This window comes from Pseudonocardia broussonetiae (assembly GCF_013155125.1).
GTDB lineage: Bacteria > Actinomycetota > Actinomycetes > Mycobacteriales > Pseudonocardiaceae > Pseudonocardia > Pseudonocardia broussonetiae.
The window spans coordinates 309,384-320,518 of the sequence record NZ_CP053564.1 but is presented as its reverse complement, the minus strand read 5'-3'; the positions used below and the strand labels follow the sequence as shown (position 1 = coordinate 320,518).

General features: G+C 73.4%; 11 protein-coding genes. 6 read left to right on the top strand and 5 right to left on the bottom strand.

The window, feature by feature from the left end; all coding sequences use genetic code 11:
• Position 1: 1 nt before the first annotated feature.
• The 3 genes from HOP40_RS01525 to HOP40_RS01515 are packed head-to-tail and all read right to left on the bottom strand — an operon-like array spanning position 2 to position 2,530.
• Entirely contained in the window at positions 2 to 751 is a 750-nt protein-coding gene (locus HOP40_RS01525) for an SDR family NAD(P)-dependent oxidoreductase (protein WP_172154050.1), read from the bottom strand.
• Positions 751 to 1,737, bottom strand: a complete 987-nt coding sequence (locus HOP40_RS01520; RefSeq protein ID WP_172154049.1) for an acetamidase/formamidase family protein — start codon at positions 1,735 to 1,737, stop codon at positions 751 to 753. The genes HOP40_RS01525 and HOP40_RS01520 overlap by 1 nt, the downstream gene beginning before the upstream one ends.
• 43 nt (positions 1,738 to 1,780) lie before the next feature.
• Complete coding sequence (locus HOP40_RS01515; RefSeq protein ID WP_172154048.1) at positions 1,781 to 2,530, bottom strand: IclR family transcriptional regulator; 750 nt, start codon at positions 2,528 to 2,530, stop codon at positions 1,781 to 1,783.
• A gap of 60 nt (positions 2,531 to 2,590) precedes the next feature.
• Here HOP40_RS01515 and HOP40_RS01510 point away from each other — a divergent pair, with 60 nt between their 5' ends.
• The 5 genes from HOP40_RS01510 to HOP40_RS01490 all read left to right on the top strand — a co-directional run bounded on the left by HOP40_RS01510 (position 2,591) and on the right by HOP40_RS01490 (position 6,791).
• Positions 2,591 to 3,733: a 4-hydroxybenzoate 3-monooxygenase gene (locus HOP40_RS01510; RefSeq protein ID WP_172154047.1), complete on the top strand. Its 1,143-nt coding sequence runs from the start codon at positions 2,591 to 2,593 to the stop codon at positions 3,731 to 3,733.
• Positions 3,733 to 4,431: a protocatechuate 3,4-dioxygenase subunit beta gene (pcaH, locus tag HOP40_RS01505; RefSeq protein WP_172154046.1), complete on the top strand. Its 699-nt coding sequence runs from the start codon at positions 3,733 to 3,735 to the stop codon at positions 4,429 to 4,431. Before HOP40_RS01510 ends, pcaH begins: the two co-directional genes overlap by 1 nt.
• Complete coding sequence (pcaG, locus tag HOP40_RS01500) at positions 4,424 to 4,936, top strand: protocatechuate 3,4-dioxygenase subunit alpha (RefSeq protein ID WP_172154045.1); 513 nt, start codon at positions 4,424 to 4,426, stop codon at positions 4,934 to 4,936. Before pcaH ends, pcaG begins: the two co-directional genes overlap by 8 nt.
• A 162-nt stretch (positions 4,937 to 5,098) precedes the next feature.
• The gene (locus HOP40_RS01495) at positions 5,099 to 5,767 is read left to right on the top strand and encodes a GtrA family protein (protein WP_172154044.1); all 669 of its coding nucleotides are present in this window, start codon (positions 5,099 to 5,101) and stop codon (positions 5,765 to 5,767) included.
• A 40-nt stretch (positions 5,768 to 5,807) separates the two neighbouring features.
• Positions 5,808 to 6,791 (top strand): glutathione S-transferase family protein, encoded by a 984-nt coding sequence (locus HOP40_RS01490; RefSeq protein ID WP_172154043.1) that lies wholly within the window; start codon positions 5,808 to 5,810, stop codon positions 6,789 to 6,791.
• A gap of 270 nt (positions 6,792 to 7,061) precedes the next feature.
• Here the strand turns inward: HOP40_RS01490 and fabG are convergent, their stop codons facing one another.
• Both fabG and HOP40_RS01480 read right to left on the bottom strand, forming a co-directional pair.
• Positions 7,062 to 7,802, bottom strand: coding sequence for a 3-oxoacyl-[acyl-carrier-protein] reductase (gene fabG, locus HOP40_RS01485; protein WP_172154042.1), 741 nt, complete (start codon positions 7,800 to 7,802; stop codon positions 7,062 to 7,064).
• Positions 7,803 to 7,810: 8 nt separating this feature from the next.
• On the bottom strand, positions 7,811 to 9,757 hold the full coding sequence (locus HOP40_RS01480) for a 3-oxoacyl-[acyl-carrier-protein] synthase III C-terminal domain-containing protein (protein ID WP_172154041.1): 1,947 nt from the start codon (positions 9,755 to 9,757) through the stop codon (positions 7,811 to 7,813).
• A 129-nt stretch (positions 9,758 to 9,886) separates the two neighbouring features.
• Between HOP40_RS01480 and HOP40_RS01475 the strand changes: the two genes are divergently transcribed.
• Positions 9,887 to 11,110: a glycoside hydrolase family 3 N-terminal domain-containing protein gene (locus tag HOP40_RS01475; protein WP_172154040.1), complete on the top strand. Its 1,224-nt coding sequence runs from the start codon at positions 9,887 to 9,889 to the stop codon at positions 11,108 to 11,110.
• Positions 11,111 to 11,135: the final 25 nt, after the last annotated feature.

Below are 11,135 nucleotides of genomic sequence, written 5' to 3'. Positions count from 1 at the left end.
GCTAGAGCTGCACCCCGCGGGTCAGGGCGCCGTCGACGACGAGGTTGGTGCCCGTGATGAACGACGCGCGCGGGCTGGCCAGCATCGTCACGGCGTAGGCGATCTCCTCGGCCCGGGCCATCCGCCCGGTGGGGTTCATGCCCAGCGCGGTGGCGAACAGGTCGGGGTTGCCGCCCTCGATGCCCTGCCACACCCCGCCGGGGAAGTAGGTGTTGCCGGGGGAGACGCAGTTGGCGCGCACGCCCGCGGCGGCGTGCTCGAGGGCGAGCCCGGCGACGTAGTGCACGACCGCGGCCTTCATCGTGCCGTAGGCGTCCTTGGCGAAGTCGATCTCGCGGCCGGACACCGAGGAGATCGCGACGATCGACCCCTGCGTCCGGAGCAGGTGCGGGAGCGCCGCCTCGCACAGGCGCACGGTGTGCATGAGGTCGACCTCGAAGCCGGCCTTCCAGTTGTCCTCGCCCGGCCCGATCGCCAGCGCGCTGACGTTGGCCACGGCGACGTCCACCCGCCCGAAGCGCTCGGCGCTCGCGGCGACCCAGGCGGCGAGCGCCGCGCCGTCGGCGACGTCGACGGCGGTGCCCGCGGCGGCGGACCCCAGCTCGGCCTCGGCCTTCTCGACGTCGTCCGCGGTGCGCGCGCAGAACGCGACGGACGCGCCCTCCGCGAGCAGCGCCTCGACGACGGCGCGCCCGATGCCCTTCGTGCCGCCGGTGACGAGCGCGGTCTTGCCGGCCAGCTGGAGATCCATCAGGTCAGTCCAATCGCTAGGGAGCGCAGGTGGGAGTGCATGCCGCCGTGTGCGGCGGCGTCGGGGAGCAGGCGCTTCTCGATCTTGGTGAGCGCGCTGTAGTTGGTGTCGCACACGTTGGCCAGCGGGGAGAGCGCCACCTGCGTGAGGAGCTGGTAGGCGTCGAGGCGGTCGAGCCCGTACAGCTCGCCGAGCCACGCGACCATCCCCACCTGGCTCGCGCGCCACGCGTCCTCCAGGGGGCGGGCGGAACCGACCACGGCGTAGTGGTCGTCGTGCTCCAGACGGGGCCACGCGGGCGCGCCGCCCTTGATCAGCTCGACGATCAGCGTCACGTCCATCGCGCCCTCGACCGCGGTGCCGCAGCTCTCGCCCTCGCCCTGCCGGTAGTGCCCGTCCCCGACGGAGAACAGCGCGCCCTCGACGTTGACACCCAGGTAGCAGGTGGTGCCCGGCTTCATCTCCGGGGTGTCCATGTTGCCGCCGAACGTGTCGGGCACCAGGCTCGACCGCACCTCGCGCCCGGGCGGCGCCACCCCGACGGTGCCCAGCATCGGCTCCAGGGGCAGGTCGAGGGTGAGCGCGGCCGACTCGAACCGGACGGTGCCCGCGGCCCGGTCGAGCTGGTAGATCCACGTCCGCTCGGGCAGCGGCTCGTGCAGCGTCGACGGGTGGGTGAGCGCGCCGAAGAACGGGATCGTCGTCGACGCGGCCCAGTCGCGCGCGGGCGTCAGGTCGACGATGTGGATCGCGAGCGTGTCGCCCGGCTCGGCGCCCTCGACGAAGAACGGGCCGGTCTGCGGGTTGACCTGCGTCATGTCCAGCACCTGCGACGGCATGTCCGTGGTGCGCTGCAGGCGACCGGAGAACGCGTCCTCGGTCCACAGCTTCAGCACGGTGCCGGGGCGGATGCGGTGGCTCGGCGCGACCCCGCCGAAGGTCCAGGCGTACTGGTCGGGGGTGGGCCGGAACTCGACGACGTCCATCGTCGGGATCGTTGCGGCTGGAAGCACGTGGACGCAAGTGCCGTCAGCCGGACGCCCCGAGCGACCGCGACACACCCCGGGCCGCCGCCCGCACCACCGGCACGTAGGCCCGCGCGTCGGACGTGGCCGCGGGGACCACGACCGACAGGGCCGCCACCACCTCGTCGCGCGGCCCGCGGACCGGCGCGGCGACCGACAGCGCCACGAGCTCGATCTGCCGGTCGCTCACCGCCACCCCGGTGCGCCGCACGTCGGCGAGCACCCGGCGCAGCTCGGCCGGCGCGCAGATCGTGCGCTCGGTGTAGCGGCGCAGCGGGGCGGCCAGCACCTGCTCCTGCAGCGCTGCGGGGGCATGCGCGAGCAGCACCAGCCCGACCCCGGTGGCGTGCAGCGGCAGCCGCCCGCCGACGCGGGTGATGACGTTGACGGCGCCGCGCCCGGAGATCCGGTCGACGTACACGACCTCGGCGCCGTCGAGTACCGCGAGCTGCACGTTCTCGCCGGTGACCTCGTGCAGGTCGGTGAGGAACGGCATCGCGGCCTCGCGCAGGCCCACCGACCGCGGGGCCAGCGCGCCGACCTCCCACAGCCGCAGACCGATCCGGTAGCGCCCGTCGTCGCCGCGCTCCAGCGCGCCCCAGCCGGCGAGCTCGGCGACGAGCCGGTGCGCCGTCGACAGCGGGAGCGCCGACCGGCGCGCGATCTCGGTCAGCGTGAGCTCGGGGTGCTCGGCGGAGAACGCGTCGAGGACGCCCAGCACGCGCGCCGTCACCGTGTCGCCCACGCGGGCCATCCTTCCGTTCAGCGGAAGGCCCGTCGAGTTCGGGCGGCCCGCTCCGTCATCGTGGCGCCCATGCGGACACAGGTGGGCATCGTGGGCGCGGGACCGGCGGGGCTGCTCCTGTCGCACCTGCTCGCCCGGCGGGGGATCGAGTCGGTGGTGCTGGAGGCGCGCAGCCGCGAGTACGTCGAGAAGCGGGTGCGGGCCGGCGTGCTGGAGCACCCGACCGTCGAGCTGCTGCGGGAGGTCGGCCTCGGCGAGCGCCTCGACCGCGAGGGCATGGCGCACGAGGGCGTCTCCCTGCGCTTCGACGGCGAGGAGCACCGCATCGACTTCGCCGACCTCACCGGGCGCGGCATCGTCGTCTACGGGCAGCAGGAGGTCGTCAAGGACCTCATCGCGGCCCGGCTCGCCGACGGCGGCGACGTGCGGTTCGAGGTGTCGGGCGTCCGGATCGAGGACGTCACGAGCGATCCGGTGATCCACTTCGACGGCGGCGAGCTCCGCTGCGACGTCGTCGTCGGCGCCGACGGGTTCCACGGCGTCAGCCGCGCCTGCGTGCCGCACACCGCGCACGACCGGCAGTACCCGTTCGCCTGGCTGGGGATCCTCGCGAAGGCCGCCCCGACCCAGGACGAGCTCGTCTACGCCCACCACGAGCGCGGCTTCGCCCTCTACTCGATGCGCAGCCCCGAGATCACGCGGCTGTACCTGCAGGTCCCGGTCGACACCGACGCCGACGACTGGTCGGACGCCCGGATCTGGGACGAGCTGCACGAGCGGCTGGGCACCGAGATCAACGAGGGCCCGCTGCTGGAGAAGGGCGTCACCGGGATGCGCAGCTTCGTCACCGAGCCGATGCGGCACGGGAAGCTGTTCCTGGCCGGCGACGCCGCGCACATCGTCCCGCCGACCGGGGCGAAGGGCATGAACCTCGCGATCGCCGACGTCCGGGTGCTGGCCGACGCGCTCACCACCCACCTGCAGGACGGCGACGACACCGGGATCGACGGCTACTCCGACACCTGCCTGCGCCGGGTGTGGCGCGCCGAGCACTTCTCCTGGTGGATGACATCGATGCTGCACACCGACCCGGCCGCCGACGCGTTCGACCGCAGGCTGCAGCTCTCCCAGCTGCGCCAGACGGTCAGCTCGCGTGCCGCGGCCACCACCCTCGCCGAGAACTACGTCGGCCTGCCCCACGGGAGCGTCTGATGACCTACCGCCCCGCCGCCGACGGCACGCACCCGCCGCTGCTGTCGCCGGGCTACCGCAGCACCGCGCTGCGCGCGCCGTCGCACGCGCCCGTCGTGCTGCCGCAGGGACTCACGGAGCTGGCCGGGCCCGCGCTCGCCGGCCCGTCCGGCCCGTCCGACCACGACCTCACCCGCCAGCACGCGGGGGAGCCGATCGGGCAGCGGATCATCGTGTTCGGGCGCGTCCTGGACTCCGACGGGCGCGCCGTGCCCGACTCGCTCGTCGAGATCTGGCAGGCCAACGCGGCGGGCCGCTACGCCCACGCCCGCGACGACTGGCCCGCGCCGCTCGACCCGAACTTCACCGGCGGCGGCCGCGTGGTCACCGGCTCCGACGGCTCGTACTCGTTCACGACGATCAAGCCCGGCGCCTACCCGTGGGGCAACCACCACAACGCCTGGCGCCCCGCCCACATCCACCTCTCGCTGTTCGGGCGCGCGTTCACCCAGCGGCTCGTCACGCAGATGTACTTCCCGGACGACCCGCTGTTCGCCCAGGACCCGATCTTCGGCTCGGTGCCCGACGAGAAGGCGCGGATGCGGATGGTGTCCACGTTCGACCTCGACGCCACCCGCGCCGACTGGGCACTGGCCTACCGCTTCGACGTCGTGCTGCGCGGCCGCGACCAGACCCCGTTCGAGGAGCCTCATGAGTGAGACGCCGTCCCAGACCGTCGGCCCGTTCCTGTCGATCGGCCTGACCTGGCCCGACGGCCACCTCGTGGTGCCGGCGGGGAGCCCCGGCGCGGTGCGGATCTCCGGGACGCTCTACGACGGGGCGGGCGAGCCGGTCCCCGACGGGCTGATCGAGACCTGGCAGGCCGACGCCGAGGGCCGCTTCGACGACCCGCTGTTCGGCTTCGGCCGCGCCTCCACCCGCCCGGACGGCTCGTGGGAGGTCGTCACCGTGAAGCCGGGGGCGACCGGCGACGGCCAGGCCCCGCACGTCGACGTCTCGGTGTTCGCCCGGGGGCTGCTCGACCGCGTCGTCACCCGCATCTACTTCCCCGACGAGGCGGCGGCCAACGCCGCCGACCCGGTGCTGTCGGCGCTGCCGCCCGACCGCGCCGCGACCCTCGTCGCCACCGACGCCGGGCCGGGGGAGCTGCGCTTCGACATCCGCCTGCGCGGCGAGGGCGAGACGGTGTTCTTCGTCATCTGAGCCCCTCCCGCGCCCTCCCCGGCCGAACCGGTGAGGACCCTCACGCGTAGATCATGACGCGGTCGGGAAATCCTGCCGTGCTCACAGCGTTCACACAGGTGAGCGACAGCGCTCACCTCGTCCCGTGTGATGAGCTGGGGTCGAGGCGGAGGGGGGTGCGGGATGGTGGTGCTGACGGCGTCACGCGCACCGGGCCACTCGCTGCGCGAGCGGCACCCCGTGGCCGCCCAGATCGCCCGCTACGTCGTCGCCGGGGGCGTCGGGACGCTGGTCAACGCGCTCGTCTACCTCACGCTGCGGACCTCGATGGAGCTGCTGCCGGCCAACCTCGCGGCGCTGGTGGTCAGCACGCTGGTGAGCACCGAGGTCAACCGCCGCTTCACGTTCAGCGGCGAGGAGGTCCACCCCTGGCGCGCGCACGTGCAGACCGTCGGGATGGTCGCGTTCTACGCGGTCTACAGCTCGCTGGTGCTGCTCGCGCTGCACACGGCCGTCGACTCGCCGACGCCGCTGCTCGAGTCGGCCACCGTCGCGGCCGCCAGCGTGCTGGGCGGCGCGGGCCGGTTCCTGCTGCTGCGGTTCTGGGTGTTCGAGGACGACCACGAGGCCGACCACGACTCCGCCGGGGACCGGTCCGACGGCCCGGCGTGGGAAGCTGCGCACATGGGACATTCGACCGTGAAGCGCACCGTGGTGGCCGCGGCCGCCGGCGCCGCGATCCTGCTCAGCACCGGAGCCGCCTGCGGCCCCGCCGAGGGCGACGACGACGACGGCCCCGGCGTGTCGAACCAGCAGGACGAGGGCGACGACGACGGCGGCGAGGACGACTGACCGACCGGCGGGCCGCCGCGGGCCGATCTAGGCTCGGGGCATGACCGAAGGCGGTTTCGAACGGGAGCCCGTCGCGCTCGACGCGCGCATCACCTCCGACGGGTCCACGGCCTGGCCGGTCGAGGCGGGCCGCTACCGGCTCGTCGTCGCGCGGGCGTGCCCGTGGGCGCACCGCTCGGTGATCGTGCGGCGGCTGCTCGGGCTGGACCCGGCGATCTCGATGGGGATCGCGGGCCCGCTGCACGACGAGCGCAGCTGGCGGTTCCACCTCGACCCCGATTGCAAGGACCCGGTGCTCGGCATCGAGTACCTCGGCGAGGCCTACCGCGCCGCCGACCCCGACTTCGACGCCGGCGTCACGGTGCCGGCGATGGTCGAGGTGAGCAGCGGGAAGGTCGCCACCAACGGCTTCCAGCAGCTGACGCTGGACTTCTCCACGCAGTGGACCGCCCACCACCGCCCCGGCGCCCCCGACCTCTACCCGCAGGCGCACCGCGACGAGATCGACGAGGTCATCGCCTCGTTCTACGAGGACGTCAACAACGGCGTCTACAAGTGCGGGTTCGCGAGCACGCAGGAGGCCTACGAGAAGGCCTACGGCGAGCTGTTCGGCCGCCTCGACGCCCTGTCCGAGCGCCTGGCCGACCGCCGCTACCTCGTCGGCGACACGATCACCGAGGCCGACATCCGCCTCTGGGTCACCCTCGTCCGCTTCGACGCCGCCTACCACGGCCACTTCAAGTGCAACCGGCAGAAGCTGGCCGAGATGCCGGTGTTGTGGGCCTACGCCCGCGACCTCTTCCAGACCCCCGGCTTCGGTGACACCACCGACTTCGTGCAGATCAAGCAGCACTACTACGGCGTGCACCACACGATCAACCCGAGCGGCGTGGTGCCCCTGGGCCCCGACGTCCGCCCCTGGCTCGACCCCCACGGCCGCGAGGCCCTCGGCGGCCGCCCCTTCGGCGACGGCACCCCGCCCGGTGAGCCGGTGGAGGGGGAGCGGGTGCCGTCGATCAGCTGAGGCCCGCTCGCCGGCGCGACGGTGATCGCTGCCGACCGCACACCACGTTTGCCGCCGAGAACGTGAGGTGCGGTTCGCGGCGATCAAGGGCGAGCGGTGGCGTGCGGAGGGTGCGGCCGCCGGTGATCGTCGGGAGTGCGCCGTCACGGTCGTCCGGAGGACGCTGGTGTCACGTTCCTGCCCCGCCGCCGGTGATCGCGGCGCGACGACCACGCGGTGCGCCCCACCCCGCCACCCGTCAACAGCGCGGCGGCGGGGCGGGCGCGACACCTACATGTCCATCCCGCCGTTCACCGAGATGACGCTGCCGGTGATGTAGCCGGCCTCGTCGTCGACCAGGAACTGCACGGCCCGCGCGATCTCCGACGCCTGCCCCAGCCGCCCCACAGGCACCTTCGCGACGATCTTGTCGAAGGCCTCCTTCGGGATCGCCGCCACCATCTCGGTCTCGATGTAGCCCGGCGCCACGCAGTTGACGGTGATGCCCTTGCTCGCCGTCTCGCGCGCCAGGCTCTGGGTGAGGCCGAAGAGGCCGGCCTTGGAGGCGGCGTAGTTGACCTGGCCGATGTTGCCCATCTGGCCGATCACCGAGCTGATGTTGACGATGCGCCCGAACTTCTTCTCGAGCATGTGGTCGAGCACCGGCTTGGTCATGTAGAACGCGCCGGAGAGGTTGACGCGCAGCACCGCGTGCCAGTCCTCGACCGACATCTTGCGCATGGTCTTGTCGACGGTCACGCCCGCGTTGTTCACGAGGTAGTCGACGCGCCCGTACTGCTCGAGCACCTCGCCCACGACGCGCTGGCAGTCGTCGGGCGAGCCGACGTTGCCCTGGTGCGTCGACACCGAGGCGCCCTCGGCACCCAGCTTCTCGGCCAGCTCCTCGGCGGCCTGGCTGTTGGAGCTGTACCCGGCCGCCACGTGCACGCCGGACTTCGCCAGCGCGGTGGTGATGGCCGCGCCGATGCCGCGGGCCCCGCCCGTCACGATGGCCACTCGCCTGTCGGTCATGGTGTCCCTCATTCCCCGAACGCCACGCGGACGTCGTCAGTGGTGGTGGGTCGCTCGGCCGCGCGCGGGCCGTCGGTGGTGCCGGACGTCGCCGCGCGTTCCGGGGCGACGATCGACGGGTCGACGCGGAGCACGGCGTAGCCGCCGACCGCGCCCGCCCCGAACCCGGGCGCGAAGACCCGGACGGGAGAGTCGATCACGCCGTCGCGCACGGCGTCCGCGATGGCGATCGGGATGGATGCGGCGGAGACGTTGCCCATCGTCTCGATGTCGAAGTACAGCTGGTCGTGCGAGAGCCCGGCCTTGTCGGCCAGGCCCAGGATCATCGTCTTGTTGGCCTGGTGCGGCACGATGAGGTCGATCGAGTCGATCATCGGGCGGCCCGGCTCGTCGGGGTCGGGCTCGGTGGCCAGCTCGCCGAGCATCTGGTCGAGGTAGCGCTGCACCAGCGACTTGACCTCGGGCCCGTAGACGGTGATGTCGTTGTCGAACTCCGGGTTCGGCCAGATGATCGAGTTGACCTCGCTGACCGGCCCGCTGGCGTAGGTCTGCAGCAGCTCGACGTCGCTGGTCTCGCCGGGCGCCACCACGATCGCGGCCGCGCCGTCGCCGAAGATCATGCGCGAGGTGCGGACCGCGCCGATCTTGTCCGAGAACTTCTCGACGCACACGAGCAGCACCGGCCGCTGGACCTCCTGCAGCAGGCGCACGGCCTCCGACAGCCCGTAGGGCAGGCCCGCGCAGGCCGCGACGATGTCGGCCGACATGTGCGTCTGCAGGATGCCCAGCTGGCCCGACAGCCAGCACGCCACGGACGGGATCAGCCGCTCGCTGGTGCAGGTGGCGACGAGGACCGCGCCGATCTCGGCCGGCGTGCGGCCGGAGTGCTCCAGTGCGGCGAGCGCCGCGTCGAGGGCGAGCTGCTCCAGCGGCCGCTCCGAGTAGCGGCGCTCGTCGATGCCGGTCTTCTTGCTGATCTCCGCCGCGCTCATCGGCGACCAGGAGAAGCTGGCGTTGCGGATGACGTCGTCGTTGGAGCAGACGAGCTCGCCCCGCACCACCGACAGCGCCTCCAGCACCGGCTTGACCGCGAAGGCCTCGCGCACCCGCGTCGGCGGGTAGGGCGTGACCGGCTCGACGGGCGGCAGCGGCGGCGGCAGCACCGACGCCGTCGCGGACGTGCCGGAGCGGACGCGCTCGATGAACGCGCTGACGTCGCGGTTGCGCGGGTGCAGCGCGATCACGACGTCGTCGTCGCCGATCTCGCCGACGGGCCGCAGCGCCGTCTCGGCGCGCTCCCACGGGTACTGGTTGTGCAGCACCATCGCCCAGCGCGAGAGCGCCTCCAGCTCGGGCACCGACTCGTCGGCGTCGAGGATGTCGGCGACCGAGAAGGTCGGGAAGTCCGGGTCGTGCGCGGGCAGGACCCAGGTGAGCGCCTCGGGCTGCGCGAGCAGCTCGGCCACCGTCGGCTTGATCGCCGGCAGCTCCGTGGCGTGGTGGCGCTTGTGCCGGAAGACGTCGAACAGCAGCGCGAACGCGCGGTCCTCCGCCTCGGCGTCGTAGGTGGCGGGCAGGGACCGGTAGGCCTGCTCGACGGCCGCGACCTTGCGCTCGCCGTCCTCCCACGGGGTGAGGACGGGGAGGAAGACGTCACCGCGCGTGCGCGGCAGGTCGCGGAAGCGGGTGGGTCTCTTGTCGAACATGGTCATGGAGTAGCGGTTGACCCAGAACAGGTTCTGGGCCAGGTCGCGCAGGAGCGCGAACCGGCTGTCGTAGGCACCGGCCTCGACCCGTTGCAGCAGGTCGGTGCCGGTCGGGGCCTTGGACTCGTAGTCCCTCCCGATGACGGCCGTGAACTGCTCGAGGGTGTCGAGGACCGAGAAGTCGAGTTCCCCGAGGATCGTCGCGGGGAACACGAGCTTGCCGTGGCTGTTGATCACGAACGGCTTCACGGTCCCTACCCAACGTGATCTCACACGGTGATCACAACCGCCAGTCGACCCATGTTCGTGAGGTCATACCCCGACGCGCGCGTCGGGTGTGAGTGTCGTCGCGGGCCGCGGGGTGGAGGATGAGCGGTGATGAGCCGCCCCCACACGCACCACTCGTCCGTCCGCCTGCGCGCCCGCGCCGTCCCGGCCCGCCGGTCGGCCGGGCCGTGGCTCGTCGGGCTGGCGGCCGGGGTGCTGGCGTGCACGGGGGCGTTCCTGGTGCCGACCGGTCCCGCCCCCGCGGCGCCGGTGCCCCTGGCCGCGCGCGCGGCCGCGCCCGCCCCCGTCGACGACCGGCTGCCCGACTGCGCCGCCGTCGTCGCCGCGATGTCGCCGCGGGCCCTGCTCGCGCAGCGGCTCATGGTGGGCGTCGACGCGGCCGACCCGGCAGGGGCGGCGGAGACCGTGCGCACCTCGCAGGTGGGCGGGGTGTTCCTGCCCGGCAACGCCACGGCGCTGCTGCGCGACCAGGCGCTGCGCGCGCTGCAGGCCGGGGCGCGGATCCCGGTCACCGTGGCCGTCGACGACGAGGGCGGGCGCGTGCAGCGCGTCGACGAGCTCGACGGCGACCTGCCCAGCGCCCGCGAGATGAGCGGGCTGACCACCGACGAGGTGCGGGCGCTCGCGCTGCAGCGCGGCCGCGCGCTGGCGGCCCGCGGCGTCACGCAGGACATCGCGCCGGTCGTCGACCTCGGCGGGCAGTCCGCCCGGGAGGTGATCGGCGACCGGTCCTTCGGCACCGACCCCGACGACGTCACGCGCTACGCCCTCGCGTTCGCCGAGGGCCTGCGGGAGGCCGGGATCGAGCCGGTGGTCAAGCACTTCCCCGGCCACGGCCGGGCCGACGGCGACTCGCACGCCGGGCGCGTCACCACCCCGCCGCTCGAGGACCTGCGCGGCGCCGACCTGCGCCCCTACGCCGACCTCGTCGGCCCCGGCGCCCCGCTGGCGACGGGCCCGCTGCCGGCCGCGGTGATGGTCGGGCACCTCGACGTCCCCGGCCTCACCGACGGCCTCCCCAGCTCGCTCACCCCGGCGGTGTACGCGCTGCTGCGCGACGAGTACGGCTTCGCCGGCGTCGTCTACACCGACGACCTCGGCGCGATGAAGGCCGTCACGGGGCAGTACGAGCTGCCCGAGGCGGTGCTCGCCGCGCTGGACGCCGGGGCCGACGTGGCCCTGTGGTCGGCGGGCGGCGACCCGGAGCCGATCCTCGACGCGCTGGAGCCGGCCCTGGCCGCGGGCACCCTGGACGCGGGGGAGAACACGGCGGCGGTGACCCGGGTGCTGCGGGCGAAGTCGGTGTGCGGCTGACGCCACCCGTGAGTGGATACGGGTG